Annotated in this window: 27 protein-coding genes; 7 read left to right on the plus strand and 20 right to left on the minus strand. The window is 73.0% G+C overall.

Going from position 1 to position 25736, the window contains the following annotated elements:
- Positions 1-55: 55 nt before the first annotated feature.
- From ENE75_RS19225 to ENE75_RS19235, 3 genes are all read left to right on the plus strand, one after another.
- Positions 56-1228, plus strand: a complete 1173-nt coding sequence (locus tag ENE75_RS19225) for an acyl-CoA dehydrogenase (RefSeq protein ID WP_128199943.1) — start codon at positions 56-58, stop codon at positions 1226-1228.
- Between the two features lie 98 nt (positions 1229-1326).
- Positions 1327-1866, plus strand: a complete 540-nt coding sequence (locus ENE75_RS19230; protein ID WP_233259170.1) for a DUF3455 domain-containing protein — start codon at positions 1327-1329, stop codon at positions 1864-1866.
- Between the two features lie 146 nt (positions 1867-2012).
- Entirely contained in the window at positions 2013-2861 is an 849-nt protein-coding gene (locus ENE75_RS19235) for a PEP-CTERM sorting domain-containing protein (protein WP_128199945.1), read from the plus strand.
- On the opposite strand, the gene ENE75_RS19240 is transcribed toward ENE75_RS19235, so the two are convergent.
- Positions 2854-3858, minus strand: coding sequence for an XdhC family protein (locus ENE75_RS19240; RefSeq protein WP_128199946.1), 1005 nt, complete (start codon positions 3856-3858; stop codon positions 2854-2856). The genes ENE75_RS19235 and ENE75_RS19240 overlap by 8 nt on opposite strands.
- Entirely contained in the window at positions 3858-4991 is a 1134-nt protein-coding gene (locus ENE75_RS19245) for a substrate-binding domain-containing protein (RefSeq protein WP_128199947.1), read from the minus strand. Before ENE75_RS19245 ends, ENE75_RS19240 begins: the two co-directional genes overlap by 1 nt.
- Positions 4992-5084: 93 nt before the next feature.
- On the opposite strand from ENE75_RS19245, the gene ENE75_RS19250 reads away from it, so the two are divergent.
- From ENE75_RS19250 to ENE75_RS19260, 3 genes are read left to right on the plus strand one after another with little or no spacing between them, the layout of a single operon-like run.
- The gene (locus ENE75_RS19250) at positions 5085-6470 is read left to right on the plus strand and encodes an AAA family ATPase (protein WP_128199948.1); all 1386 of its coding nucleotides are present in this window, start codon (positions 5085-5087) and stop codon (positions 6468-6470) included.
- The gene (locus ENE75_RS19255; protein ID WP_128199949.1) at positions 6467-7939 is read left to right on the plus strand and encodes a VWA domain-containing protein; all 1473 of its coding nucleotides are present in this window, start codon (positions 6467-6469) and stop codon (positions 7937-7939) included. The genes ENE75_RS19250 and ENE75_RS19255 overlap by 4 nt, the downstream gene beginning before the upstream one ends.
- The gene (locus tag ENE75_RS19260) at positions 7936-8778 is read left to right on the plus strand and encodes a Rossmann-like domain-containing protein (RefSeq protein WP_128199950.1); all 843 of its coding nucleotides are present in this window, start codon (positions 7936-7938) and stop codon (positions 8776-8778) included. The genes ENE75_RS19255 and ENE75_RS19260 overlap by 4 nt, the downstream gene beginning before the upstream one ends.
- On the opposite strand, the gene ENE75_RS19265 is transcribed toward ENE75_RS19260, so the two are convergent.
- From ENE75_RS19265 to ENE75_RS19275, 3 genes are all read right to left on the minus strand, one after another.
- Positions 8779-9108 carry a hypothetical protein gene (locus ENE75_RS19265; RefSeq protein ID WP_128199951.1) on the minus strand — a complete coding sequence of 110 codons (330 nt, stop codon included), beginning with the start codon at positions 9106-9108 and terminating at the stop codon, positions 8779-8781.
- Positions 9109-9219: 111 nt separating this feature from the next.
- Complete coding sequence (locus tag ENE75_RS19270) at positions 9220-11928, minus strand: serine/threonine-protein kinase (protein ID WP_128199952.1); 2709 nt, start codon at positions 11926-11928, stop codon at positions 9220-9222.
- Positions 11925-12488: an ECF-type sigma factor gene (locus tag ENE75_RS19275; protein WP_128199953.1), complete on the minus strand. Its 564-nt coding sequence runs from the start codon at positions 12486-12488 to the stop codon at positions 11925-11927. The genes ENE75_RS19270 and ENE75_RS19275 overlap by 4 nt, the downstream gene beginning before the upstream one ends.
- A gap of 192 nt (positions 12489-12680) precedes the next feature.
- Here ENE75_RS19275 and ENE75_RS19280 point away from each other — a divergent pair, with 192 nt between their 5' ends.
- Positions 12681-13193 carry a hypothetical protein gene (locus tag ENE75_RS19280; RefSeq protein ID WP_128199954.1) on the plus strand — a complete coding sequence of 171 codons (513 nt, stop codon included), beginning with the start codon at positions 12681-12683 and terminating at the stop codon, positions 13191-13193.
- A gap of 68 nt (positions 13194-13261) precedes the next feature.
- On the opposite strand, the gene modC is transcribed toward ENE75_RS19280, so the two are convergent.
- The 15 genes from modC to ENE75_RS19355 form a co-directional block, all read right to left on the minus strand.
- Entirely contained in the window at positions 13262-14344 is a 1083-nt protein-coding gene (gene modC, locus ENE75_RS19285; protein WP_128199955.1) for a molybdenum ABC transporter ATP-binding protein, read from the minus strand.
- A complete protein-coding gene (gene modB, locus ENE75_RS19290; RefSeq protein ID WP_128199956.1) occupies positions 14341-15003 on the minus strand; it encodes a molybdate ABC transporter permease subunit in 663 nt (220 codons plus the stop codon). The genes modC and modB overlap by 4 nt, the downstream gene beginning before the upstream one ends.
- A 33-nt stretch (positions 15004-15036) precedes the next feature.
- Entirely contained in the window at positions 15037-15798 is a 762-nt protein-coding gene (gene modA, locus ENE75_RS19295; RefSeq protein WP_128199957.1) for a molybdate ABC transporter substrate-binding protein, read from the minus strand.
- An 18-nt stretch (positions 15799-15816) separates the two neighbouring features.
- On the minus strand, positions 15817-16128 hold the full coding sequence (locus ENE75_RS19300; RefSeq protein WP_128199958.1) for a hypothetical protein: 312 nt from the start codon (positions 16126-16128) through the stop codon (positions 15817-15819).
- Positions 16129-16196: 68 nt separating this feature from the next.
- The gene (locus ENE75_RS19305) at positions 16197-17141 is read right to left on the minus strand and encodes a DUF2145 domain-containing protein (protein WP_233259171.1); all 945 of its coding nucleotides are present in this window, start codon (positions 17139-17141) and stop codon (positions 16197-16199) included.
- Between the two features lie 4 nt (positions 17142-17145).
- Positions 17146-17598 carry a hypothetical protein gene (locus ENE75_RS19310; protein ID WP_128199959.1) on the minus strand — a complete coding sequence of 151 codons (453 nt, stop codon included), beginning with the start codon at positions 17596-17598 and terminating at the stop codon, positions 17146-17148.
- 13 nt (positions 17599-17611) lie between these two features.
- Entirely contained in the window at positions 17612-17911 is a 300-nt protein-coding gene (locus tag ENE75_RS19315) for a hypothetical protein (RefSeq protein ID WP_128199960.1), read from the minus strand.
- Positions 17912-17914: 3 nt separating this feature from the next.
- Positions 17915-18169 (minus strand): sulfur carrier protein ThiS, encoded by a 255-nt coding sequence (gene thiS / locus ENE75_RS19320; RefSeq protein WP_128199961.1) that lies wholly within the window; start codon positions 18167-18169, stop codon positions 17915-17917.
- A gap of 20 nt (positions 18170-18189) precedes the next feature.
- Positions 18190-19461, minus strand: coding sequence for an NAD(P)/FAD-dependent oxidoreductase (locus ENE75_RS19325; RefSeq protein WP_128199962.1), 1272 nt, complete (start codon positions 19459-19461; stop codon positions 18190-18192).
- A 62-nt stretch (positions 19462-19523) separates the two neighbouring features.
- Positions 19524-21371: an aldehyde ferredoxin oxidoreductase family protein gene (locus ENE75_RS19330; protein ID WP_128199963.1), complete on the minus strand. Its 1848-nt coding sequence runs from the start codon at positions 21369-21371 to the stop codon at positions 19524-19526.
- A 12-nt stretch (positions 21372-21383) separates the two neighbouring features.
- The gene (locus ENE75_RS19335) at positions 21384-21857 is read right to left on the minus strand and encodes a 4Fe-4S dicluster domain-containing protein (RefSeq protein ID WP_128199964.1); all 474 of its coding nucleotides are present in this window, start codon (positions 21855-21857) and stop codon (positions 21384-21386) included.
- Between the two features lie 181 nt (positions 21858-22038).
- The gene (locus ENE75_RS19340; RefSeq protein WP_233259172.1) at positions 22039-22833 is read right to left on the minus strand and encodes an ABC transporter ATP-binding protein; all 795 of its coding nucleotides are present in this window, start codon (positions 22831-22833) and stop codon (positions 22039-22041) included.
- A 5-nt stretch (positions 22834-22838) separates the two neighbouring features.
- Positions 22839-23861: a FecCD family ABC transporter permease gene (locus ENE75_RS19345; protein ID WP_233259173.1), complete on the minus strand. Its 1023-nt coding sequence runs from the start codon at positions 23859-23861 to the stop codon at positions 22839-22841.
- Between the two features lie 17 nt (positions 23862-23878).
- Positions 23879-24922: an iron ABC transporter substrate-binding protein gene (locus ENE75_RS19350; protein WP_128199965.1), complete on the minus strand. Its 1044-nt coding sequence runs from the start codon at positions 24920-24922 to the stop codon at positions 23879-23881.
- A complete protein-coding gene (locus ENE75_RS19355; protein ID WP_233259174.1) occupies positions 24919-25716 on the minus strand; it encodes a molybdate ABC transporter substrate-binding protein in 798 nt (265 codons plus the stop codon). The genes ENE75_RS19350 and ENE75_RS19355 overlap by 4 nt, the downstream gene beginning before the upstream one ends.
- Positions 25717-25736: the final 20 nt, after the last annotated feature.

The following is a 25736-nucleotide window of genomic DNA, read 5'->3' on the forward strand; positions in this document are numbered from 1 at the left end:
TCGCTGCCCCCCGAGGGGGCTGTCAGTACCTTCGGAACGGCCGGGCGGTACTGACATGAAATTCGATGCCGACGACGCCCTGCACCTGGACGGGCAGCTCACCGAAGACGAGCGCGCCATCCGCGACGCCGCGCAGGACTACTGCCAGGGCAAGCTGCTGCCGCGCGTGCAGCTGGCCTTCCGCAACGAGACCACCGACCCCTCCATCTTCCGCGAGATGGGCGAGATCGGCCTGCTCGGCCCCACCATCCCCGAGGCCTATGGCGGCGCCGGGCTGAACTACGTGAGCTACGGCCTGATCGCGCGCGAGGTCGAGCGCGTGGATTCGGGCTACCGCAGCATGATGAGCGTGCAGAGCTCGCTGGTGATGGTGCCGATCAACGCCTTCGGCACCGAGGCGCAGAAGCAGAAGTACCTGCCCAAGCTGGCGCGCGGCGAATGGATCGGCTGCTTCGGCCTGACCGAGCCCGACCACGGCAGCGACCCTGGCAGCATGATCACGCGCGCGAAAAGCGTGCCCGGTGGCTACAGCTTGAGCGGCGCGAAGATGTGGATCACCAACAGCCCGATCGCCGATGTCTTCGTCGTCTGGGCCAAGGACGACAGCGGCGCCATCCGCGGCTTCATCCTCGAGAAGGGCATGAAGGGGCTGAGCGCGCCGGCGGTGCACGGCAAGGTGGGCCTGCGCGCCAGCCTCACCGGCGAGATCGTGATGGACCAGGTGTTCGTGCCCGAGGAGAACGCCTTCCCCGAGGTGCGCGGCCTCAAGGGCCCGTTCACCTGCCTGAACAGCGCGCGCTACGGCATCGCCTGGGGCGCGATGGGCGCGGCCGAGGACTGCTACCGCCGCGCCCGCCAGTACGTGCTGGACCGCAAACAGTTCGGCCGCCCGCTGGCCGCCAACCAGCTGGTGCAGAAGAAGCTGGCCGACATGCTCACCGAGATCACCCTGGGCCTGCAGGGCTGCCTGCGCCTGGGCCGGATGAAGGACGAGGGCACGGCAGCGGTGGAGATCACCAGCATCATGAAGCGCAACAGCTGCGGCAAGGCGCTGGACATCGCCCGCACCGCGCGCGACATGATGGGTGGCAATGGCATCAGCGACGAGTACGGCGTCGCCCGCCACCTGGTGAACCTGGAGGTGGTGAACACCTACGAGGGCACGCACGACATCCACGCGCTGATCCTGGGCCGCGCGATCACCGGGATCCAGGCCTTCACGGCCTGATCCGCCCATCTTCGGCATCGCTGCATCCGCCGGCGCGGCGGCTGCGTAAGGGGTGGGGACGGCGCCGTCGGCGCCGCACTTCAACCCTGGAGATGCCCATGTCCCTGACGCTTCGTTCCTTCGTGCCCGCTGCGGCGGCGCTGTCCCTGGCCGCCCTGGCGGCCACCGCCTTCGCCGCCGCCCATGGCGGCATGGCCGTGCCCGAGCCGGTGCGCGTGCCCGCCGGCCACAAGGTGGCGCTGGAGACGGTGGGCGTCGGCGAGATCACCTACGAGTGCCGCACCAAGGACGGCGCCCACGCCTGGGTCTTCGCAGGCCCGGACGCCGAACTGCGCGGCCGCGACGGCCAGCGCATCGGCCGCTACTTCGGCCCGCCGGCCACCTGGCAGGCCGCCGATGGCTCGGCCATCACCGGCAAGCAGCTGGCCGTGGCGCCGGGTGGCGACGGCAACATCCCGCTGCAGCTGGTGGAAGCCAACCCGGCCACCGGCGCCGGCCGCATGCAGGGCGTGACCCACGTGCAGCGCCTGGCCACACGCGGCGGCGTGGCGCCGGCCACCACCTGCGACGCCAGCCGCATGGGGGCCAAGGAGATCGTGCGCTACCAGGCCGACTACGTGTTCTGGACGAAGGGCTGATCGGCCAAACGCGACACCGGCGACACCGGCGACACCGCGCGCGCGATACGAGATCGCGCGCGACGCGTGCCATCGGGGCGGGGGATGGGCAGGTGCCGATGCGCTGCGCAGACTGCGGCGCGACACCACAGCACGGAAGCCGCCCCATGCCCCACGCGCCTGCATCGACGAATCGTCCTGGCCTCGCCACCCTGGTGGCCGGCCTGGCCTTCTGCGGCCTGGCCCAGGCCGCGGCACCGGGCAGCATCGTCACCGGGACCCTCGGCGCCAGCGCCGGCGGTTCAGACGGCCACGGCACGGTGGATCTCGGCCTGTGGGCACAGCCCCACACCTCGGGCGAGTCCACCGGCTTCGACAACAGCGTCACCTGGCGCAGCGAAGGTGGGCTGCTCGCGGCCGATGGCAGCACGCTTCTGTACGCGGCGGTCGGGCCCGACCCCGCAACCAGCTTCAGCCAGCTGCAGAGCCAGTGGTCCGCCCAGTTCTTCAATGCCGGCACGGCGCCCGGTACGCTGTCCTTCGACGTGATCATCGACGCCGTCATCGTCGAACGCGTGGACTTCGAAGGCATCTGGGTGCCTACCGGTGGCGACCTGGACTGGCTGGCCCAAGCCCACGCCAGCGTCGCCTGGCGCCAGCACTACCCGCTGGGCGGTGCCGACAGCGGCACCCTGGACTTCACGCAGAGCGGCAGCACCACGCTGTCGTTCCGCAGTGCCGTGCTGCAGCCCGGCGAGCAGTTCGGCCTCACGCTGGACAGCACGGCCTTTGCCCAGGCCGCCAGCGGGCTGACGCTGACCTGCCTGCAGGCCGTGCCGGTGCTGGGCGGCTGCGACCTGCGCCCGGCCGACGGCCACGCGAGCGTGAACCTCATGCTGCGCATCGACGGCCTGCAGGTCAGCGCGGTGCCCGAGCCGGCAAGTGCACTGATGGTCGGCGGCGGGCTGGCGTTGCTGGTGGGTGCCGCTCGCCGCCGCCGCGCCAGCTTCAGCTGACGCAGCCGACTTCCATCACCGCCTGCGCCCGCACCGCCACCGGCGCGTCGATGCGGTAGCCGTAGCGCACCGCGGTCAGCTCAGCGAGGATGCTGATGGCAATCTCCGGCGGCGTGCGCGCGCCATTCTTCAGCCCCACCGGGCCATGCAGGCGGTCGAGCTGGGCGTCGGTCATGCCGAAGTGCTCCTTCAGCCGCTCGCGCCGCTTGGCCTGGTTGGCGCGCGAGCCGATGGCGCCCACGTAGAACGCCGACGAGGCCAGCGCCTCCATCAGCGCCAGGTCGTCGAGCTTGGGGTCGTGCGTGAGCGCGATCACCGCCGTGTGGCCGTCGATCTTCAGCGCCTGCAGCAGGTCGTCGGGCATCTCGCGGCGGAGCGTCACGCCGTCGACGGCGAAGATGTCGGCGTATTCCTCGCGCGGGTCGCAGACGACGACCTGGTAGTCCAGCGCGCGCGACATCTCCGCCAGGTACTGCGTCATCTGGCCGGCGCCGATGATCACCAGCCGCCAGTGCGGGCCCAGGTGGGTGGTCAGCGTCGTGTCGGTGAGTTGCAGCTCATCGGTGTCGCCGGCGGTTTCCAGGGTGACGGCCCCGCTGGCGATGTCCAGCACGCGGCGCACGCGTTCGCCACGCTGCAGGCGCTCCAGCAGCACGGGCATCTGCGTGTGCGCCGCCACCGGCTCCAGCACCAGCTCGATCAGGCCGCCGCAGGGCAGGCCGAAGCGGTGCGCGGCGTCGGCGTCGATGCCGTAGCGCACCACGCGCGGCCGGCCTTCGGCCAGCACGCCCTGGCGGGCCTTGTCGATCAGGTCGTCCTCGATGCAGCCGCCGGAGACCGAGCCGGTGATCAGCCCGTCGTCGCGGATGGCCACGATGCTGCCCGGCGGCCGCGGCGCCGAGCCCCAGGTGCGGGTGATCGTGGCCATGACCACGCCGTGGCCGTCGGCGTGCCATTGCGCCACCTGGCGCATGACCTGCAGGTCGATGTTGTCCATCAGCGGTCTCCGGAATCCGAACGGTGCGACGGCCTGGGCGTCTTGAAGTGCCACCAGGGCAGCGCGCGCGTGAGCGACAGCACCTCGCCGGCCTGATGCGGCGTGTAGCCCGGCAGCGTGGCCAGCGCGTCGCGCCAGGCCGGGCTGGCCAGGGCCTGGCGCAGCAACTGCACCGCGGGGTGCTCCAGCGTGTCGGCCAGGCAGACGAGGAAGTAGTCCTCCTCGATCAGCGGCACGAAGCCCAGGCCGAAGGCACGCGCCGCCGCCTCGATGCCGATGCCGGCATCGCCCAGGCCGCTGGCCACCGCGGCGGCCACCGCCACGTGGCTGTCCTCGACGATGCCGGCGCAGCTCTGCCAGGCGGCCTCGCCGATGCCCTCGACGGCACACAGGTGGTCGGTGAGCAGCCGCGTGCCCGAGCCCGGCTGGCGCTGCACGAAGCGCGCACCGTGCGCCGGCAAGTCGGCCAGCTGGCGCAGCGCCAGCGGGTTGCCCTTGGCCACCATCAGGCCCTGGGTGCGGCGCATGGCGCCGATGAGCTTGTGGCGGCCCGGCTTGAGCAGCGGCTTGAGCCCGGCGGCGAACACCGCATGCCGGCCTTCCAGCGGCGGCACGTGGAAGCCGGCCACCAGGCAGCGGCCTTCTGCCAGCGACCGCAGCGCGTCCATGCTGCCGGCAAAGCGCAGGTCCACGTGCAGGCCATGGCTGGCGCCGGCACGCTGGCGCAGCAACGGCAGCGCCAGGTCGTGGCTGGCGTGCACCGCCAGCACCTGCTGGGACCCGTCCAGCGCCTCGGCCAGCACGTGTTCCAGTTCGGCACGCAGGGCCTCGATGTGCGGCGTCATGCGCGTGCGCGCCCGGCTCTCGGCCCACAGCAGGCGGTCGGCAAAGGGTGTCAGCCGCGCCGGCTGGCCCTGGGCCCAGGTGACGAGCTTCTCGCCCATCACGTCCTCCCAGTGTTTCAGCTGGCCCCAGGTGTGGCGGTACGACGCACCCAGCGCGTTGGCTGCGTGCTGGATTGAGCCGTGGTCGCGCACCGCGCTGAGCAGGTCGAACAGCGGGTTCTGCACGTCGGCGCCCGACTGGCCGCCGGCCTGGAAGCTGTACTGGAGGTGGATACCGCGCTGGCGCATGGTGCAGGGAAGATACCGCATGCGCTTGCGCCGGGTCAGATCGGGGTCAACCCGCAGGGCCGCCGCGGGCCCTGGCGCCGCGACAATGGGCGTATGGCCCTGCCGACGCCCACCCGCCTGCATGCCCTGCTCGACGCGCTGAGCGCCGGCCTGCTGGAACGCGAGGCCGCGGTGCGGCTGATGCTGCTGACGGCACTGACCGGTGCGCACGTGCTGCTGCTCGGCCCGCCCGGCACGGCCAAGAGCGAACTCGCGCGGCGGCTGCAGCAGGCCTTTGCCGACGCGCCCTGGTTCGAGCGCCTGCTCACGCGCTTCTCCACGCCGGAGGAGCTGTTCGGCCCGCTGTCGCTGAAGGCGCTGGAGGAAGACCGCTACGAGCGCCTGACCGCCGGCTTCCTGCCGACCGCCGGCGTGGCCTTCCTCGACGAGGTCTACAAGGCCAACTCCGCCATCCTGAACGCGCTGCTGACGCTGCTGCACGAGCGTGTGTTCGACAACGGCAGCGGCCGTTTGCCGGTGCCGCTGGTGTGTGTGGTCGGCGCCAGCAACGAGGGGCCGGCCGACGAGGCGCTGCTGGCCTTCCACGACCGGTTCCTGGTGCGCGTGCCGGTGGCCCCGGTGGCCGACGAGAGTTTCGCGGCCCTGCTGCAACTGGACGCCGGCTGTGTCAACGTGACACAGCCGCTCACCACCGCCGAGCGCGCCGCCGTGGCCCAGGCGGCGTCGGCCGTGGCCCTGGGTGAAGACCTGCTGGCCGCCTGCGCCGCCCTGCGCACGCGCCTGGCGGCCGACGGCCAGCCACTGTCGGACCGCCGCTGGCGCCAGTGGATGGACCTGCTGCGCACCGCCGCGGCCACCGAGGGCCGATCCACCACCGATGCGCTGGACCTGTGGACCGCCCCCTACGTGGCCGCCGCCGGCCCGGCGCAGGTGCCGGCGCTGCAGGCCTGGGTGGATGCCGAGATCGCCCAGGCGGTGCCGCAGGACGCCCCCTGGCTCACGCGCGCGGTCGAGGCCTTCGAGATGCAGCTGCAGGTGGAGCAGATGGCGCCGGCCGACGGCGCTGAAGGCGACGACGCGGCCGGCAAGCTGGCGCTGGCGCGGTCGATCGGTGGCGCGGAGGGGGACGGCGGCATGCTGCGCATCGTCTCCGCCACGCTGGAAGACCGGCTGCGCCGCCGCTGGAGCCCGGTGCATGTGCAGGCGCGGCTGGACCAGATCGACCAGATCGCCGCCCAGGCCAGCACCGCCCGCGGTGACGTGGCGGCGCAGGCGCAGGCGCTGGCCACCCGCCTCGCCGGCCGGGTGTGGCTGCCGCCGGGGCTGGCCGCGCGCTGGCAGGCTGCGCATGCGCACACGCTGGCCGTGTTGGACACCCTGCTGGCGCGGCTGGCCGCCACCCGCGCCGGTTTCGCCGCCCAGCCACAGGACGACACGCTGCCGGCGGTGACGCCGGCCGCGGTCGACGTCGGCGCGTGAACCTCGACGCGCCCTACGACCGCCTGCCGGCCCTGCCGCGCACGCTGTGGCTGCCGGCGCTGACCACGTCGGCCGGCGAGCGCGGCCGCCGGCTGGACGACACCCGCGCCTGGCTCACGGCGCTGCAAGCGGGCGAATTGCCGCCCGCCGCGCTGGACTTCGGCGACCCCGAGGCCACGCCACCGCTGCGCCGTGTGGTGGGCGAGCTGGGCCTGCCCGCGCTGTGCCAGGGCGTGCCCGACCTGGCCGAGCAGGTGCTGCGCACCCTGCTGTGGCACCTGGACCGCCTCGTCGACCTGCAGCCGCGGCAGACGCGCGCAGCGGCCATCGCCCAGGTGCGCGACGAGTTCCGCGCGGCATGGGACGAGCAGACCACCGGCCTGGAAGAGGATCTGGCCCTGCTCCAGGGCCTGGGTGATCTGGCCCACCTGCGCTGGGACGCGCTGCGCGGCCAGTTGCGCAGCCGCCCCTGGCAGCTGGCACGCCGCGCCGCCGAGCGCCTGGCGCAGCTGCCGGCGCTGGTGGCGCTGATCCAGGCCCTGGGCCGCGCCGAGCGCAGCGTGCAGGCGCCGCCCGCGCCCGACCTGGACCCGGCCGCGTGCCGGCCGCGCCCGCTGCGCGCGGTGGAGACGCGCCTCCCCGATGCGCCCGGCGAGGTCACCGGCGTGCACTTCTCCGGCCGCCTGGACCGCATGCTGCCGGCCGAGGCCGTGCTGCTGCGGCACCCGGTCGGCGCCCGCCTGTGGCGCGCGCGCCAGGCCGAGGCGCGGCTGCTGGCCTGGCAGACCGAGGCCATACTGACCGACTGGCGCCCCGACCCCCTGGCCCGCCCGCAAGCGGCGGCCGCGGACCGTGCGGCCGCGCCGCTGGACCGCGGCCCCATCCTGCTGTGCCTGGACACTTCCGGCTCGATGCGCGGCGCGCCGGAGAACATCGCCAAGGCCGTGGTCATCGCCGCGCTGCGCGCCGCCCACGCCGCCGGGCGCGGCTGCCGGCTGATCGCCTTCGGCGGCCCGGGCGAACTGTTCGAACGCGACCTGGGCCGTGGCGCCGCCGGCCTGGAAGCACTGCTGGACCTGATGGGCCAGGGCTTCGACGGCGGCACCGACGTGCAGGCCCCCATCGAACGCGCCGTGCAGTCGGTGCACGACGCGCGCTGGCGCAGCGCCGACCTGCTGATCGTCAGCGACGGCGAGTTCGGCTGCACGCCGCAGACGCTGGCGCAACTGGACGACGCCCGCGCGCGCTTCGGCCTGCGCGTGCAGGGCGTGCTGGTGGGCGACCGCGAGACGCTCGGCCTGCTGGAGACCTGCGACGCCATCCACTGGGTGCGCGACTGGCGCCGCCACGCCGACGCAGCCCAGGGTGCCGAGGCACAGGGATTCTCGCCGGTGCACAGCAAGAGCCTGACGGCGCTGTACTTTCCGGGCGCGCTCTCGTCGCGCGCCGCCAGACACACGCCGACATGAACGCACCGGGCTACGTCACCGAATCGCTGGCGCTGCTGCAGGCCTTCGCGGGCCGGGCGCCACTGCCGCGCGTGAAGGCGCTGCACCTGCCGCCGCCCCCGCCGCCGGGCGGCATGCGCGGCGAGTTCTGCGCGCTGGAACTCGAGGACGGCTCGCTGGGCCTGTCCTACGTGCTGCTGGGCGACACCTGGGCCCAGCTGACGGCCCATGCGGCCAGTCATCTTCAGGCCGGCGACGATCCGCTGGTCGTCGCGCAGGGCTATGCCAGCGGCAGCACGCTGGTGCGCACGATCGGCTTTGCCGCGGTCAACGCGCTCACGCGTTGCCTGTGCACGCGAGCCGGGTTCGTGCCGCCGAGCAGCCGCGACAGCCTGGGCCAGCTCGACCCGCAGCCGGGCGAGACCATCGGCATGGTCGGCCACTTCACGCCGCTGCTGCCGCGGCTCACCGCGGCGGGCGCGCAGGTGGTGGTGCTGGAACTGCGCGAAGACCTGGTGGGCGAGCGCGACGGCGTGCGGGTGACGCTGGACGCGGCGGAACTGCGCGGCTGCCGCAAGGTGCTGGCCACCGGCACCCTGCTGCTGAACCACACGCTCGAGCCGGTGCTGGCGCAGTGCGCCGCGGCCGAACGCCTGGTGCTGGTGGGCCCCAGCGTGGGTGGGCCGCCCGACCCGCTGTTCGCCCGCGGCATCACGCTGCTGGGCGGCAGCTGGGTCGAGGACCCGGCGGCCTTCATCGACACGCTCACCGCCGGCACGCCGGCCGGCGGCAGCCTGCGCAAGGCGGCGCTGGCACCGGCCGACTGGCCGGGCTGGGACGCGCTGCTACGGAGGCTCTGATCAGTCCTGGTTGCGGATCGTCGGGTCGATGCTCAGGCGCCGGCCACTGGCCTGGTGCATCACCGTCACCGTGTAGCTGTAGTCGCCCTTGCTCTCCACCGTGTCCAGCAGCGCCGCCGACTGCGGTGCCAGCGTCCACGACGCGTAGGGGAAGCTGCTGCCGGGCTGGCTGACCACGACGGCGCCGCTGTCCGGGAAGACCCAGCCGTCGGTGACGAGCCGGAAGTTGATCAGCACGTTGCTGCCGCTGACGGCGGCCGGGTCGGGCGTGCAGCGCACGACGTTCTCGCCGGACACGGTGACGAAGACGAGCTTGACGGCATCGGACATGGTGTTCTCCCTGGGTTGAGTCGGTGCGAGGCGAGGCGTGGGCCTCTGCGCACCGCGGCCATTGTCTGCGTCACCGCGCAGGGCGGCCAAGCGCAGGCCCGGGGCCGCGTGTCAGGGCCGCGGTACCGGCAGCGCCGCGAACTCGGCCTCGAGCGCCTGCCGGGCGGGATGCCGGTAGGCGCTGTCACGCAGCAGCGCCAGGGCCTCGTGCGCCGCCGGCAGGTCGCCCAGCCGCAGCGCGAGCAGGCCGTGGTCGGCCATTGCCGACGCGTTGCGCCGCTGCACCGCAGGCTGCAGCCTGCGCGCAGCCACGGTCCAGATGGCTTGGGCGCGCCCGGCATCGCCGCGGCGCCGTGCCAGGTCGCCGGCGGTCAGGCCCGCGGCAGCCGCCACCAGCGTCTGCGGTGCGTCCAGCGCCTGGCCGGCGGCCTCGCGTTCGTCCAGCAGGGCCAGGTAGGCGTCGAGGGCGGTGGCGGCCGCCGGGCCGGGCTCGAGTTCCCCCAGCAGCCGAAGCCACCGGCCCTGCAGGGTGACGATGGTGTGCCGCGTCGGCTCCGCCTCGTTGAGCAGCCGCTGCATCGCCGCGGCCACCGGGCGCAACACGCGGCGGGCTTCGTCGGGCTGACCAAGTGCCTGCAGCGCCGCCGCATGCCGGATGCCGGCCGCGGCCTGCTGCGACAGCCACAGCATGTTGTCGGGATCCTCGGCCGTCAGCACCTGGGACAGGCGATCGCTCTGGCGGGCTTCGGCCAGAGCCGCGGCCGCATCGCCGCGCGTCAGCTGCAGCGCGGACAGCTCGGCATGGGCGTTGGCCTCCAGGTAGGCCACTTCGCGGTCGCGCGCAGCGTCAGGCACATGGGCCAGCGCCGCGAGCTTCTCGCGCTGGGCCGCGGCGGCCGCATCGTAGTCCTGCAGCGCCTCCTGGGCCTTGGCCACCCAGCCCAGGGTGTTCGCCTGCTCCAGTTCCAGCGCCGGCCGCGCCGCGGCCAGGGGCTGCCAGACCGCCAGCGTGCGCTGGAAGGCCTTCAGCGCCGCGGCCGCCTGGCCACCCTCGAGCAGCAGCACACCCAGGTTCTGCCCCGCATAGGCCTGCTCGACCTGCCAGTCCAGCTGGCCCGGCTCGCGCCGCACCAGCTCGTCGGCCAGGGCCAGGTAGCGCTCGAAGGCGGCCAGCGCCTGCGCCGTCTGGCCGCGCCGGCGGGCCATGAAACCGACCCAGTAGGCGCTCTGCGAATGCTCGAACAGGTGCCGGGTGTCGTCGGGGTGCAGCGCCACCAGGGCCCCGGTGGCGGCCTCGGCCTCGTCGAAGCGGCGCGCCGCGTCGTCGAGCCGGCCGCGCTGCTCGTCGATCTCGCCCAGCAGGTGCAGGGCGCGTGCGCGGCGGCCCAGCGAAGCCGCGTCCAGCCGGTCGGGGTCCTGCGCCGCGTAGTAGGCCAGCGCACGTTCGCCCACGGCGTCCAGCGCGTCCAGCCGCCCCACGGGCTTCAGCCGTGCCGGCAGGTCGCCGAGCATGAACTCGATCAGGCCCTCGGCCTGCGCCTGCTGCTGCTGCGCTTCGCGGGCCTCGCGCCAGGCCGCCAGACCGCCGCCGGCCAGGGCCAGCAGCACCAGCGCCGTGGCGCCCACGCCGAAGCGGTGGCGGCGCAGGAAGCACGCGCTGCGGTAGGCCCAGCCATCGGGCCGGGCCTGCACCGGCTCGTGGGCCAGCCAGCGGCGCAGGTCGGCCGCGAACTCGGCGGCGTTGGCGTAGCGGGCCGCCGGGTCGGGCTTGAGCGCCTTGGCCACCACGGTGTCGAGATCGCCACGCAGGGCCGGCGCCAGGCGCCGCACGGCAGCATCGCCGCTGCGTACCGCGGCCGTGGACAGGCGGGGCAGTGCCGGCGTGTCGGCCGTGGCCGGGCCCACCAGCGTCGTGCCTTCGGTGGGCAGGCGGCCGGCCAGCAGGCGGAACAGCAGCACCCCGAGCGCATGCACGTCAGTGGCGGTGGTCACGTCGCCACCGGCGCGCTGTTCCGGTGCGGCGTAGGCGGGTGTGAACGCCTGGCCGGCACGACGCGTGAGCTCACCGGCGACGCCGCTGTCGTCGGCATCGTCGAGCAGCTTGGCGATGCCGAAATCGAGCAGCTTGACCTGGCCAGCCGCCGTGACGAGGATGTTCGACGGCTTCAGGTCGCGGTGCAGGATCAGCCGGTTGTGCGCGTGCTCCACCGCGGCCAGCACGTCCAGGAAAAGGCGGATCCGCGCCTCCAGGCCCGGCGCCTGACGGTCGCACCAGCGGTCGATGGGCTCGCCGTCGACGTATTCCAGCACCAGGTAGGGCTGCGCGGCGCCCGGGCCGTCGCCGCCCAGGTGGCCGGCGTCGAGCAGGCGGGCGATGTACGGGTGGTCCAGCCGCCCCAGGATGCGGCCCTCGCGCCCGAAGCGTTCGCCGGCCGCGTGGCCGAACAGCGCGGCCTGCAGGAACTTGATGGCGACCTGGCCGTCGTAGCGCCCATCGGTGCGGCGCGCCAGCCAGACGCTGCCCATGCCACCGCGGCCGAGCTCGCGCTGCAGCGTGTAGGCGCCCACGGGCATGCCGGCGGCACCGGTGTCGGCCGCGGCCGCTGGCGGCACGGCCGGGGCCTGCAGGAAGTCGGTGCCGTCCAGTGCCGCCATCCTGGCCAGCAGCGCGGCCAGTTCGTCGGCCAGCGCCGGGTCTTCGCCGCGCAGGATGTCGAGGTAGGGGGCGCGCTGCCCCGGCGGCAGGTCCAGCAGCGCGTCGAGCCGGGACGACAGCGCGGCCCAGCGCGCAGGGTCCACGCCGGCGCCGGACGTGCTCATCGCAGCGTCATCGACAGGAACAGCCGCGCCTTGGCCCAGTCGCGCTGCACGGTGCGTTCGGTCAGGCCCAGGTTGGCCGCGATCTCGGCTTCCGACAGGCCGCCGAAGTAGCGCAGCTCCACCACCTGGGCCAGCCGCGGCTCGGCCGCGGCCAGGGCATCCAGCGCCTCGTGCACGCGCAGGACCTCGTCGTCGTGGGCCATCAGCTGGTCGCCCAGCTGCTCGGACTGCGCCGTGTCCAGCACCAGGTGCTCGGCGCCGGCGCCGCGGCGTTCGGCCAGGCGGGCGCGCACGGTGTCCACCACGATGGTGCGCATGGCCTTGGCCGCGTAGGCCAGGAAGTGCCCCCGGTCCGGGAACACGGCGTCCCCCTGGGCCTGGATGCGCAGGTAGCTCTCGTGCACCAGGGCGGTGGTGTCGAGCAGGGTGAGTTCTCCGGACTGGCGCAGACGGCTGCGCGCCAGCTGCTTGAGTTCGGCATACAGCAGGGCGAAGGCGCGGTCGGCCGCGCTGGCATCGCCGGCGCCGGCGGCATGGAGCAAGGTCGTGATGTCGGACATCGGCGTCGTTTGGCGTCGGTGCGCACTGTAGCGGCACAGTGGATGTCGGGTTTCACCACGGCATTGCGTTGTACCCAGAGAGGGACGTCTGGCTGCGCATCAGGGAGGGTTGAAAGATCCGCACGCTGCCGGGCGGCCCCTCACCCTTGCTGCCTGCCTGTCCGATCGCCAACACCCACCCGCATCGCACGCATGTCGATCTCCAGCACCGCCGTCGTCTCCGGCCAGACCGGCTCCGTGGCGCCACCCGTGGCCCAGAACGCCTCCAACGACGCGGCCGCACGGGTGCCGCCACCGGGGCCGATCGCGCTGCTGTCGTCGTGGTCGGCGCTGGACGGCTGGCGCGAGCCCCGTGCTGGCCGCTGCCGGCGGCTGGGCCGGTCGACCCGTCTGCTGCGGGTGGCGGTGACGCCGGCCACGGTCCCGGGTCACCCGCTGGAAGCGCCCGTGCTGGCCAGGCTGGTGGCCGCCTGTGCACACCGCCTGCGCGCGTCGGTGCGTGCCACCGACCACGTGGCACGCATCGGCGAGCATGGCATGGCGGTGCTGCTCGACGACGCCGGCGCGCAGGCGGCCGCCGACCGCCTGGTGCGCGTCTGCCAGGGGCCCTACCGGATCGACGACCAGCGCCTTGTCCTGCGTGTGCTGGTGGACCTGGAGCAGACGCAGGCCGCAGGGCCGAAGCCACCGGCCGTGCAGGCGTGACGGTGGTGCTTGACCCGAAGGCGCCGCCCGGCCCGCACGCCTGAATCCACTCTTGCGCGCGAGGCGCGCTACATCAGCGAGACGCTCTTGATCTGGGCAAAGAGAACCTGGCCCGGATGGAGCTGCAGCGCCTCGGCGCTGCGCCGCGTCACGCGGGCCAGCAGCGGTGCGGCGGACGTGTCTGCGGCCGATTGGCCACAGACCAGTCGCACCGTCGCGGTCTGGCCCTGGGCATGTACATCGGTCACGACTCCGGGCAGCACGTTGAGGATGCTCGTGCGTGCCGGTCGTTCGACGACCAGGCTCACGTCGCGTGCCGGCACGCGCACGCGGACCGGCGCACCGATCTCGCGCGCCACGCGGCCCAGCCACAGCGTGCCCCCGGCAAACCGCACCTGGCTCAGGCCGTAGGCCTCGTCGTGCGCGGCCACGGTGGCGTCGATGACGACACCGGCTTCGTCCGGCCCGGCCCAGGCCAGGTCGGGCCGGGCCAGCAGCGCGTGCAGCGGCCCGGCGGCGCGCACGCGGCCGGCGTCCAGCAGCAACAGGTGGTCGGCCAGGCGGGCCACCTCGTCGATGGCGTGGGTGACGTACACCACAGGCAGCGCCAGCGTGCGCGACAGCCGCTCCAGGTAGGGCAGGATCTCGGCCTTGCGCGGGGCGTCCAGTGCCGCGAGCGGTTCGTCCATCAGCAGCAGCTGCGGCCCGGTGGCCAGCGCGCGCGCAATGGCCACGCGCTGGCGCTCGCCGCCGGACAGCGTGGCCGGACGGCGGGCCATCAGCGCGCCGATGCCCAGCAGGTCCACCAGCGCCGGCAGGTCCACGCGCGCACCGTCGGCGCCGGCGCGGCGGCGGCCGTAGGCCAGGTTGGCGGCCACGTCCAGGTGGGGGAACAGGGCCGACTCCTGGATCACGTAGCCCAGCGAGCGCTGGTGCGGCGGCACGAAGCGGCCGGCGGCATCGTCCTGCCAGACCTCATCGCCCAGCGCGACCCGCCCCGCGGCCCGCTCCAGCCCCGCCAGCGCACGCAGCAGCGTCGTCTTGCCGCAGCCGCTGGGGCCGAACAGCGCCGTCACGCCTTGCATCGGCAATGGCAGCGCGACGTCGAGCGTGAAGTCGCGGCGCGCCAGGCGCAGGCTGAGGTCGATCATGTGCCGGCGAGCGCGCGCGCCGCGCGCCGGTTGCCCAGGTACAGCGCCATCAGCACAACCAGCGCGAAGGCCACCATGCCGGCGGCCAGGCGGTGGGCGTCGGCGAACTCCAGTGCCTCCACGTGCTCGAACACCGCCACCGACAGTACGCGCGTCTCGCCCGGGATGTTGCCGCCGATCATCAGCACCACGCCGAACTCGCCCACGGTGTGCGCGAAGCCCAGCACGCTGGCCGTCAGCAGGCCCGGGCGCGCCAGCGGCAGCACCACACTGAAGAAGCGGTCCAGCGGCCCGGCGCGCAGCGTAGCGGCGGCCTCCATCAGCCGTGCCGGGATGGCCTCGAAGGCCTGCTGCAGCGGCTGCACGACGAAGGGCAGCGAATACAGCACCGACGCCACCACCAGCCCGCCAAAGGTGAACGGCAGCCGCGCAAAGCCCAGCGGCCCCTGCGGCCCCATCAGCAGCAGCAGGTAGAAGCCCAGCACCGACGGCGGCAGCACCAGCGGCAGCGCCACCAGCGACGCCACCAGCGGCTTGAAGCGCGAGCGCGTGCGCGCCAGCCACCAGGCCAGCGGGGTGCCGACGATCAGCAGCAGCAGCGTGCTCAGGCCTGCGAGCATCGCGGTCAGGCGGACGGCGCTCCAGTCGGCCGGGGTCATGCGCGTGGGCAGAGCCGGTGGGGCATCGGAGGCTCAATCGGCCAACGCGTAGCCGTAGCCGGCGATCAACGCCCGCGCGTCGGCGTCACGCAGGAACTGCAGCAGCGCATGGGCCGCCGGGTTGGCCTGGCCGCGGCGCAGCAGCACCACGTCCTGGCGGATCTCGGGGTAGTACGCCTGCGGCACGCGCCACAGCGAGCCCGACGCCGGCTGCCCCGGCGCCTGAACCTGGGACAACGCCACGAAGCCGAGCTCGGCATTGCCGGTGGCCACGAACTGGAAGGCCTGGCCGATGCTGTCGCCGGTGACGAGCTTCGGCGCAACCTGCGCGACGAGGCCGCGCTTGTGCAGCACTGCCATCGCCGCGGCGCCGTAGGGCGCCAGCTTGGGGTTGGCAATGGCCAGGCGCTGCCAGCCCGTGCCCGACAGCACGCGGCCGTCGGCGTCCACGCGGCCCGGGTCGGGGCTCCACAGGACCAGCTGACCGATGGCGTAGGTGAAGCGGTGGGCGGCCTGGGCATGACCTTCGGCCACCAGGCGCTCGGGCGTCTTGGCATCGGCCGCCAGCAGCAGCTCGAACGGTGCACCGGCCACGATCTGGCTGTACAGCCGGCCGGTGGAGCCCACCGACAGCGCCACCGTGTGCCCGGTCGCGGCGGTGAAGCGCTCGACGATCTGCGCCATCGGCCGCGCGAAGTTGGCGGCCACGGCCACGCGCACGTCGGCTGCCCGTGCCGAGACAGCCGCCACCAGCAGCAGACAGGACATGACGAGCAGGGCACGGCGCGACGGCATGGCCGGGATGCTAATGGTCTAGCGTCGACCCGGACGCCAGTGCCGCAGCGGCTTGGGCGCATGGGCGCTGATGGCGGACACCACCAGCAGCGTCCAGAACAGCCCCGGCGCCGCTGCCGGCCAGGCCAGCATCGACGCCACCGCCACCAGCTTGGCGAGCACCACCGCGCCGGCCAGTTCGGTCGGCGAGATCCGGCGGTCCACCAGTTCGCTGGCGAACAGCCCCAGTCCGCTGAGCAGGGTCAGCCAACCACCCCCGGCGCCCACGGGCGCACCGAGCAGCGCCGCGCCAAGCCAGACCACGCCCGCCAGGTGGGCGGTGCGCAGCACGATGCCGACCCAGCGACGCCATTCCGCCGGCTTCGGGGGCCTGGGCGGCCTCGAGATGGGCGCCGACGTCACAGCGCGCGCACCTCGTCACCCGGCTCCGGCACGCAGTCCTCCGGCAGCGGCGTGCCGTCGCGCCGCATCACCACGCGATCCTCGGCGAAACACAAGGTCACGCGCCGAGCGCCGGGCCAGCGCGCCAGCGCGAAGGCCTCCAGCGAACGCGGCAAGCTGAGCTCGAAGACCAGCGAGTACCGGTCTTCTTCCGGCCGGTCGTCCAGCCGCACCCAGGGCACGAAGCCGGCGGCGAACATCACCGCGTGCGAACCGGCGTCCACGGACGCGGGCACGTAGCCCGCCTCTCGCAGCCAGTCCTGGGCGCGGGCGCGCAGGTCCTCGCCGTCGGGCAGATGGCCTTCGGCGGTGGCCATCAGCTCGGCCAGCCACTGGTTGCAGTTCTGGTACTGCAGGCTCCAGGCGTGGGCGTTGGCGCTGTAGCGGGCGGCCAGCAGGCGCAGGGCGCGCGGGCGGTCCAGCGCGGCAGCCCCCAGCCGGCGCGCGGCGTCGGGCGGCGGCAGCAGCAGCGAGATGAAGCCGCGGTCGGGCGCGTGCAGGCCGGCCACGAAGCCGGCCAAGCCCTGGTCGTAGAGGCGCGGCTGGGCGGCGTCGCAGTCGTAGTAGAGCTGGCGCACGGCCCAGCGCGAGCCGGCGCCATCGGCCAGCGCCAGCCCGGCATGCGAGTAGCGCACGCCGAAACGCGACAGGTCCAGCCCGGAGCGCGCCACCAGCGCGACGCCATGGGCCTGGGTGTCCAGCACCTGGCGCACGACGGCGGCGAAGCGCAGCAGCCGGTCGTGCTGGGCCGCGCTCAGCGGGGGGGTCTGACCACAGACCCCTGCGATCAGCGAACCTGCGGTCGCCGGTCCTGTCGCCAGCACCAGGGCGAGCATCAGGGCGAGCACCATGGCGGGCGCCAAGGCGAACGACAGCCCGACGACGCCGCGCCGGCGGGCCATCGGGTCAGAGCGTGACGCGGCGCAGGTCGAGGTCGTGCCGCCAGTCGTCGGCCAGGGCGACGAAGAACGGCTCGGCCACGTCGGCAGCGTCCGTCACGCGGGCGAACGCCAGGCCATAAGGCCGGTCCTGGACGGCCACGCGCTCGCCGGGCGCCAGCGTGACGGCGGCCACCGGCAGCGTCAGCGTGAAGCGGCGGTCGACATCGGCCACCGCCTGCAGCTGCACCGCCTGCCGCCCATCGGGCAGCGGCGCCACGGCCAGCACACGGTACTCGCCCGCGGCGGCCGTCTGCTTGCCGGAACTGGCGTCGCTGGAGCCGCCGATCGAATCCGACAGGCTGCCCACCGACGCCGACCCGGCGCTGGACGCGGACGACGCGAAGCTCTCGGCCGCAGCCGGCAGCGCCACACCGGCCGCGACGAGCGCGGCCACGACGAGGGGAAGACGGGTGTTCATGGTGTGCAGGATATCAGCCGCCGCCGCGCTGGATCGTGAGGTCGAAGCGTTTCATGAAGGCCTGCCGGTCGGCACTGTCCACACCGTCGAAGCGGTAGTGCACGGCCAGGCGTGGCAGGCGGATGAGCGCGATCTGGCGGGGCGGCATCACGGTCCAGGCCAGCTGAAGCCTGCCACTGCCGATGGCGATCTCGGCCCGGCCGTCGCCCACCGTCAGCCCATGGCCCTGCGCGGCGCGCGGCAGCAGCTGCAGCCAGTCGGCCTCGGTGATGCCCTGCTCGCGGTGGAACTCGGCGTCGTAGTGCGCCTGCACGGATCAGCCGCCAGCGATCGGAGGCCAGATCGCGAGCACGTCACCGTCCACCAAGGTGCGCGTCGCACGCTCCTCCGGAGGGACATAGACGCCATTGACCAGCACCAGGTGCACCAGCTTCATCGGCAGGTTGAAGGGTTCGATGATCTGCGCGATGGACGCCCCCGGCGCCACCTCCAGCGCCATCTGGTTGCCCTGCCGGCGGTCGGCCGGCAGGTGCTCGCCCAGGCTGGCGTAGAGCTTGAACGTGATCTGCATGGGCACGAGTGTGGCCGCGCTCAGGCAGCCTTGACGTGGGCGTGGCTTCCCTGCGCCTGCGCGCGGTCCAGGTAGGCCTCCATCAGCAGCGTCGGATCGGCCATCAGCCTGGCCTTCCACGGCCCCAGGCGCACGGCGCCTTCCACCAGCCCGCGCATCACGCCCACGTGCTCGGTCCAGCCGATGGCGTTGCAGCCCACCAGCGTGTCGTCGCCGAACTTCAGGCTCAGATGACGCCAGCCGTCGTGATCGGTGAGTTCGACACTGTCGCCGCCCGGCTCGCCTTCCCAGTTGCCGAAGCTCGCGCTGATGAGGCCCAGCGTGTCGAGCACGTTGATCTGCGTGACACCGCGCAGTTCCGCCTTCTGCCCCACCATGTTCAGCGCCGCCACGCGCGCCTGGTCGGCGGCATTGGGCTGGATGGCGCTGACGATGGCCTTGCCGCTGACCTTGTCCCAGGCCTCGGCACAGTCGCCGGCGGCATAGACATCGCAGGCGCTGGTCTGCAGGTGCTCGTCGGTCAGCACGCCCTGCAGGCACTTGACGCCACTGTCCTGCAGGAAACCGATGTTGGGCTTGACGCCCGTGGCGCTGATGACGAGGTCGGCCTCGATCACCTCGCCGGTGGACAGCTTCACCTTCATCACCGGCGTGGCATCGCGGCCGATCTCCACCACCTTGGCGCCGGTGTGCACGGACACGCCCTTCTTCTCGCACCAGGCCTTGATCATGCCGCCGGCCACCGGGCCCATCATGCGCGGCACCATGCGATCACCCATCTCGACGACGCTGAGCTTCACGCCGCGGTTGGCCAGCGCCTCCATGATGATGCAGCCGATGAAGCCGGCGCCCATCTGCAGCACGCGGGCGCCCGGCTTGGCCAGGGCGGCAATGGCGCGCGCGTCGGCCAGCGTCCAGCAGGCGTGCACGCCGGGCCCGGCGATGCCGGGGATCGGCGGCGTGGCCGGGCTGGAACCGGTGGCAATCAGCAGGCGGTCGTAGGCGTGCGTGCTGCCGTCGTCCATGTTCACCGTCTTGGCGGCCGTGTCCAGCTTCACCGCGCGGTTGCGCTTGAGCTCGATGCGCAGGCGGGCGTAGTGGTCCCCGGCATGGCGCAGGTGCGTGCCGCCTTCGGCGATGTTGCCGATCAGCAGGTAGGGGATCGCCATGCGCGAATAAGGCGCCTCCGGCTCGTCGCCGACCAGATAGATCTCGTCGTTCGGCGCGTGCTTGCGGATGGTCTCGGCAGCGATGACGCCGGCCGGGCCGGCGCCGAGGATGATGTGTCTCATGCGGTCCTCTTCAAAGAAAAAGGGCGGTCCTCGAACCGCCCTTCAGGCTCGGGCCAGGGCGGTCAGAGCCCCAGGCGCGCGCGCGTGTCGGCCTTGAGCTGGCCGTTCTCGTCCCAGCCGCGGGCGGCGTAGTACTTCGGCAGCATCTCCGGCAGCTTGTTGACCAGGCCCTTGGCCGGGCCGGTCTTGGCCGGCTCGTTGAGCAGGCGCGGCGGCAGCGTGTCGTCCTTGGCGGTGAAGCCGGCGCGGTTGTTGAAGTCGCGCTCCATGTTCCAGATCCGCTCGCCGATCTTGGCCACGTTCTCCAGCGTGAACTCCTCGCCGATGGCCGGGCGCAATTGGTCCGCCAGCTCCGGCAGGCCCCAGGCGAAGGTGGTGAAGATGCACAGGCCCGACGAGTCGTAGGCGGCGGTGGCGTCCTGGAACGCGATCACCAGTTCCGGCTTGCCTTCGGCGGTCAGCGGGTCGGTCTTCACCGGGATGCCCAGCACTTCGGAGGCCACGGTGTAGCTGCGCAGGTGGCAGGCGCCGCGGTTGCTGGTGGCGTAGGTGAGGCCCATGCCCTGGATGCCGCGGCTGTCATAGGCCGGGAACTCCTGGCCCTTGACGCTCATGCTCAGCTCGGGGTGGCCGTACTTGGTGCACAGCCGCTTGCTGCCCTGGCCGATCTCCTTGCCGAAGCCCTCGCCCTTGGCGGTGATCTCGGCGAAGTAGGCCAGCGCCTGCGCGCTGCCGAACTTGGCGTCGATGCCCAGCTGCTCCTTCGTGAGCACACCCATCTCGTAGAGCTCCATCACCGCACCGATGGTGGCGCCGAAGCTGATGGGGTCCATGCCGTGCTCGTTGCACAGCACGTTGGCGTACTGCAGCGCTTCCAGGTCGTTCACGCCGTTGGCAGCGCCCAGCGCCCAGGCGGCCTCGTATTCCAGGCCGCCGCTGGCGCCCCAGTACTGCGGCTTGTTCTCCACCGTGAAGTGGCCCTGGTCGATCTTCTGGATGCGACCGCAGGCGATGGTGCAGCCGAAGCAGGCCTGGTTGGTCACCAGCGGCTTCTTGCCGTCGGTGGGCCGGGGCGTGGCCATCGCTTCGGCCGAGATGTCCTTCGCGCCTTCGAAGGCCACGTCGCGGTGGTTGCGCGTGGGCAGCGCACCCATCTCGTTGATCACGTTCATCAGCACCTGGGTGCCGTAGGTGGGCAGGCCCTGGCCGGTGACGGCGTTGTCGTGCAGGATCTTCTTCTTCTCCATCGTGACCTGCATGAAGGCCTTCGGGTCCTTGATGTTCCCGACGCCCTTGGTGCCGCGCACGGCCACGGCCTTGAGGTTCTTGCTGCCCATCACGGCGCCGACGCCGGAGCGGCCGGCCGCGCGGTGCAGGTCGTTGACCACGGCGGCGAACAGCACCTGGTTCTCGCCGGCACCGCCGATGCTGGAGATGCGCAGCAGCGGATCCTGGTGGTCCTTCTTCAACTGCTCCTCGGTGTGCCACACCGTGGTGCCCCACAGGTGCGCCGCGTCACGCAGCTCGGCCACGTCGTCGTTGATGTACAGGTAGACCGGCTTGGCGCTCTTGCCTTCGAAGATGACCATGTCCCAGCCGGCCATCTTCAGCTCGGCGCCCCAGTAGCCGCCGGAGTTGGAGCAGGCGATGGCGCCGGTGAGCGGCCCCTTGGTGATCACGGTGTAGCGGCCGCCGGTGGAGGCCATGGTGCCGGTCAGCGGGCCGGTGGCCCAGATGATCTTGTTGTCGGGTGACAGCGGGTCGACCTTGGGATCGACCTCCTCGACCAGGTACTTGGAGCCGAGGCCGCGCGAGCCCAGATACTCCTTGGCCCAGCCCATGTTCAGCGGTTCGCTCTTGACGGTGCCGGCCGTGAGGTCGACGCGAAGGATTTTTCCAGCCCAGGACATGTGTCGTACTCCTTATGCAGCAGCCTGGTTGCCCAGCTTGTCGGCCCAGGCCTTCATCTTGTCCAGGCCCGTCCAGTTGGCGTCGATGTAGGTGATGGCGCCGGTGGGGCAGGCGGTGGCGCAGGCCGGGTCGCCGCCGCAGAGGTCGCACTTCTGGACCTTTCCGGTTTCCTGCACGTAGTTGATGGTGCCGAAGGGGCAGCTGATCGTGCAGACCTTGCAGCCCACGCAGGTGGTCTCGTTGACGACCTTGGCGCCGGTCATCTTGTCGATGGTGATGGCCTCCACCGGGCAGGCGTGCAGGCACCAGGCCTCGTCGCACTGGGTGCAGGTGTAGGGCACCTTGCGGCCGGTCTCGTGGAAGTCGAAGACCTTGATGCGCGACTTGGCCGGGGCAAAGACGCCGTAGTTCTCGAAGGAACAGGCCATCTCGCACTGCAGGCACCCCGTGCACTTCTCGGGGTTCAGGTGGAGGCTTTTCTGCATGACTGTGGTTCTCCGGTGATCAGAGGTAGCTATGCAATGGTGTGCATAGCTGGGAGGCCCGAAAACCTAGGCCTAACCCTGAGATCTGCGCCAAGGCGCGACAACGGGATGGCTTGAACGGGAATCGTTCTTGACGACGGCGATCTCAGGAGGACCCAGGCGCCTCGCGGCGCGGCCCGGGTCAGTCCAGCGAAGGCAGGAAGGCGGTGCGCCCCTGGGCGGCGTGCACGGCGTCCACCGGCACGCCGTAGAGCCGCTGCAGCGTCGCGGCGTCCAGCACCTCGGTGGCCGGCCCCGAGACCTGAACCATTCCGTCCCGCAACAGCAGCACGCGGTCGGCCACGCGCAGCGCCTGGTTCGGGTCGTGGGTGGTGAACAGCACGGCCATGCCGGCGGCGGCCAGCCGCCGCAGCTCGCGCAGCACGCGGCCCTGGTTGCCGAAGTCCAGGCTGGCGGTGGGTTCGTCGAGCACGACGATGCGTGCGTCCTGGGCCAGCGCGCGGGCGATCAGCGCCAGCTGGCGCTCGCCGCCGGAGATGGCGGTGGCGAGCCGGTCGGCCAAGGCCTGCAGGCCCAATTGCGCGATGGCGGCGGCCACCGCGGCGTGGTCGGCGGCCGAGGGCCTGGCGAACAGCCCCTGGTGGGCGCTTCGGCCCATCATCACCAGTTCGTCGACCCGGTAGGCAAAGCTGGCCGGCGCGGCCTGCGGCACGTAGGCCATGCGGCGGGCACGTTCGCGGGGCGACCAGGCCGCCAGAGGCCGGCCCTCCAGCTGCACGCTGCCGCCGTGGGGCGGCAGCAGGCCCAGCAGCGTCTTCAGCAGCGTGGTCTTGCCGCCGCCGTTGGGGCCCAGCAGCGCCAGCACCTCGCCCTGTGCGAGGGCCAGCGACACGTCACGGCCCACGGTGCGCCCGGGGTGGCCGAAGGCCAGCGCCTGTGCCTGCAGGCCGCTGCCGGCACCTGTCACGTCGGTCACGGCGGTCACGCCCACCCCCGCCGCGCGCGCCGCAGCAGCGCGATGAAGAAGGGCGTGCCCACCAGCGCCGTCAGCAGCCCCAGCGGCACCTCCACTGCCGCCATCGTGCGTGCCAGGGTGTCGATGAGCAGCAGGAAACCGCCGCCGATCAGCGCCGCCACCGGCAGCAGGCGCGGGAACGACGGGCCGACCAGGAAGCGCGCCAGGTGCGGCACTACCAGCCCCACCCAGCCGACGATGCCGGCCAACGCCACGCTGGCGGCCGTGACCAGCGTGGCCGCGGCGATGAGCGCCAGGCGCAGCGCCGTGGTCGGCAGGCCCAGCGCGCGCGCCTCCTCGTCGGGCAGCGACAGCGCGTCCAGCCGGTGACGCAGCGCCAGCAGCGTGCCGGCGCCCACCAGCACCGGCAGCAGCAGCGGCCCGAGGTCGCGCGCGGTGGCGCCCGACAGGCTGCCCAGCAGCCAGAAGGTCATCGCCGGCAGCTGGTCGTAGGGGTCGGCCAGCACCTTGACCAGGCCGATGCCCGCACCCACCAGCGCACCGAGCACGAGGCCGGTGAGCAGCAGCACCAGCACCGGGTCGCCGCGGTCGGCCGCCTGCACCGCGCTGCCCACCAGCACCACCGCCCCCACGGCCAGCATCCCGCCGGCAAAGGCCGCGGCCTGGATGCCAACCAGCGGCAACGCGAAGAAGATGCCCAGCACCGCGCCCAGCGCGGCACCGGCCGACGCGCCCAGGATGTCGGGCGAGACCAGCGGGTTTCGGAACAGGCCCTGGAAGGTGGCCCCGGCCAGCGCCAGCGCCGCGCCCACCGCGAGCGCGGCCACGATGCGCGGGCCACGGATGTGCAGCACGACGTTGCGCACGTTCTCGGGCACGGTGGCGCCCCCGAGCCCAAGCGCATCGCCCAGCACGCGCAGCACGTCGGCCGGCGCCACCGGAAACCGCCCGACCCCGAAGGCCAGCAGCACCGCGGCGCCCAGCAGCACCCCGGCCGCGGCCAGGCCGCTGCGCAGGCTGCGTCTCACCGCGGTGTCACCGGCGCCTACCCGCGGCCGGCCAGCACCTGGGCCACCTGCGCGTCCGTCGGCTCCAGGTGATAGAGCAGGCGGTACCACTGCTTCGTCAGCGCGGCGAGGTCTTCCGGGAAGCGTTCGGGGAACACCACCTTGCCCAGCCACCACAGCCCGGGCAGGCGGTTCACGCCCGGCGGAAAGTCCACCCAGCCGAAGGGCAGCTTGGGGCTCAGGTGCACTCGCCCGTCACGCACGGCGCGCACGCCGCGCCACAGCGGGTCGTCGCGCACGCCGGCGGCGAAGTCGCGGTCGATGGTGACGATGACCTCCGGGTCCCAGGCCAGCACCTGCTCCAGGCTGACGTTGGCCAGGCCGCCGGGCGTGCCGGCGGTCACCAGGTTCAGCCCCAGCACGTCCAGGATCTCGACATTGATGGAGCCGCCCAGCCCGGTCTGCAGGCCCGCCGGCCCACGGGCGTAGTAGACGCGCGGGCGCTTGTCCGCGGGCACGGCGTCGATGCGGCCGCGCACGGTGCGCAGCGCGTCGTCAGCCGCAGTGGCCAGTTCGCGCGCCCGCGCTTCGCGGCCCGTCAGCCGGCCCAGGATCTCGAAGCTGGCGGCAATGGCGGGGAAGCGGCCGTCCAGCAGCGCGTAGGGCACGCCGGTCTGCGCCTGCACGCGGTCGGCCAGTTCGACGAAGGTGGCGCGCACGGACCCGCTGTCGACGATCAGGTCGGGCTTGAGCGCCAGCACCGATTCCAGGTTGGCGCCGCCGCCGCGACCGGTCAGGCGGCCCAGGGCCGGCCGCGCGGCCACTTCGGGCAGCAGGAACTGCGCTTCCTCGGGTCGGTTGGCGCGCGGCCAGCCCAGCAGCAGGTCCGGCGCCAGCGTGTAGAGCAGGATGGCCGCCGGCGCACCGGCAGGCAGCACGCGCTCCACCCGGCGCGGCAGAGGCACCGTGCGGCCGGCGCCGTCGCGCAGGGTCGGCCCCTGCGCCCAGGCGGGCCAGGCCAGCGCCGCGGCCGACCCTGCCGCGACCTGGAGCAGGCGACGACGCGGCCGATCCAGGTTCACGGCGGGCTGAAGCCGAACCCGGCCAGCACCTGCTGGCCCGCCGGCGACAGCACGTAGGCCACGAAGGCCTGCGCCGCCGCGGACGCCGGCCGCATGACCACGATGCCGTAGCGCGCGCCGACGTTGATGGCGTCGGGCACGGGCACCGACTGCAGTGCCGGGTACTCGCGCCGCGCCTCGGCCACGTTGGTGCAGTAGGTGATGAAGATGTCGGCCTGGCCGCCGTTCACCAGCTCGCCATACTGGCTGCGGCCCGGCTGCGGCTTGGGCGAGTTCGGCCCGCCGGTGAGCTGCAGCGCCTTGGCCTTCAGCGCCGCCGTCGCACCGGGTGCCGCAGCGCCGGTGGCCTCGATGCGCTCGAACATCTGGAAGGCGTAGTCGCCCGATGGGTCGGCCTTGGGCGTGGAGGTGCCCACGCGCACGTCGGCGTCCAGCAGGCGCTGGGGCAGCGGCTTGCCCTGCAGCGAGAACCCGGGCGTGGCCAGCCCGCACAAGGTGTTGCGCGCGAAGGGCTGCACCGCCTCGGCGCGGCCGGCATCGGCCAGGGCCTGCGGGTGGGTCATGTTGGCCGAGGCGAAGACGTCGCTGGCCTCGCCGTCGGCCAGGCGCTGGCGCAGCAGGCCCGACGGCCCGAAGGCCAGCGTTACCTTCCGTCCCGCGTCTGGCCCCTGCGCCTGCTCGTAGCCGGCCGCCAGCGCCGTCATCGCCGCGCGCAGGCTGCCGGCGGCGTGCACCTTCAGCGGCTCGGCCGCCGAGGCACCACCGGCTGCCGCCACGGCCAGTGCGCCCAGCATGGCTCGAAGCGTGTTCCGCC

Origin of the sequence: Rubrivivax albus, assembly GCF_004016515.1 — a bacterium.
Lineage (GTDB): Bacteria > Pseudomonadota > Gammaproteobacteria > Burkholderiales > Burkholderiaceae_C > Rubrivivax > Rubrivivax albus.

Coding starts and splice junctions, on each gene's coding strand:
- ENE75_RS19225 (WP_128199943.1), top strand. CDS start 56: ATGAAATTCGATGCCGACGACGCCCTGCACCTGGACGGGCAGCTCACC.
- ENE75_RS19230 (WP_233259170.1), top strand. CDS start 1,327: ATGTCCCTGACGCTTCGTTCCTTCGTGCCCGCTGCGGCGGCGCTGTCC.
- ENE75_RS19235 (WP_128199945.1), top strand. CDS start 2,013: ATGCCCCACGCGCCTGCATCGACGAATCGTCCTGGCCTCGCCACCCTG.
- ENE75_RS19240 (WP_128199946.1), bottom strand. CDS start 3,858: ATGGACAACATCGACCTGCAGGTCATGCGCCAGGTGGCGCAATGGCAC.
- ENE75_RS19245 (WP_128199947.1), bottom strand. CDS start 4,991: ATGCGCCAGCGCGGTATCCACCTCCAGTACAGCTTCCAGGCCGGCGGC.
- ENE75_RS19250 (WP_128199948.1), top strand. CDS start 5,085: ATGGCCCTGCCGACGCCCACCCGCCTGCATGCCCTGCTCGACGCGCTG.
- ENE75_RS19260 (WP_128199950.1), top strand. CDS start 7,936: ATGAACGCACCGGGCTACGTCACCGAATCGCTGGCGCTGCTGCAGGCC.
- ENE75_RS19265 (WP_128199951.1), bottom strand. CDS start 9,108: ATGTCCGATGCCGTCAAGCTCGTCTTCGTCACCGTGTCCGGCGAGAAC.
- ENE75_RS19270 (WP_128199952.1), bottom strand. CDS start 11,928: ATGAGCACGTCCGGCGCCGGCGTGGACCCTGCGCGCTGGGCCGCGCTG.
- ENE75_RS19275 (WP_128199953.1), bottom strand. CDS start 12,488: ATGTCCGACATCACGACCTTGCTCCATGCCGCCGGCGCCGGCGATGCC.
- ENE75_RS19280 (WP_128199954.1), top strand. CDS start 12,681: ATGTCGATCTCCAGCACCGCCGTCGTCTCCGGCCAGACCGGCTCCGTG.
- modC (WP_128199955.1), bottom strand. CDS start 14,344: ATGATCGACCTCAGCCTGCGCCTGGCGCGCCGCGACTTCACGCTCGAC.
- modB (WP_128199956.1), bottom strand. CDS start 15,003: ATGACCCCGGCCGACTGGAGCGCCGTCCGCCTGACCGCGATGCTCGCA.
- modA (WP_128199957.1), bottom strand. CDS start 15,798: ATGCCGTCGCGCCGTGCCCTGCTCGTCATGTCCTGTCTGCTGCTGGTG.
- ENE75_RS19305 (WP_233259171.1), bottom strand. CDS start 17,141: ATGGCCCGCCGGCGCGGCGTCGTCGGGCTGTCGTTCGCCTTGGCGCCC.
- ENE75_RS19310 (WP_128199959.1), bottom strand. CDS start 17,598: ATGAACACCCGTCTTCCCCTCGTCGTGGCCGCGCTCGTCGCGGCCGGT.
- thiS (WP_128199961.1), bottom strand. CDS start 18,169: ATGCAGATCACGTTCAAGCTCTACGCCAGCCTGGGCGAGCACCTGCCG.
- ENE75_RS19325 (WP_128199962.1), bottom strand. CDS start 19,461: ATGAGACACATCATCCTCGGCGCCGGCCCGGCCGGCGTCATCGCTGCC.
- ENE75_RS19330 (WP_128199963.1), bottom strand. CDS start 21,371: ATGTCCTGGGCTGGAAAAATCCTTCGCGTCGACCTCACGGCCGGCACC.
- ENE75_RS19335 (WP_128199964.1), bottom strand. CDS start 21,857: ATGCAGAAAAGCCTCCACCTGAACCCCGAGAAGTGCACGGGGTGCCTG.
- ENE75_RS19355 (WP_233259174.1), bottom strand. CDS start 25,716: ATGCTGGGCGCACTGGCCGTGGCGGCAGCCGGTGGTGCCTCGGCGGCC.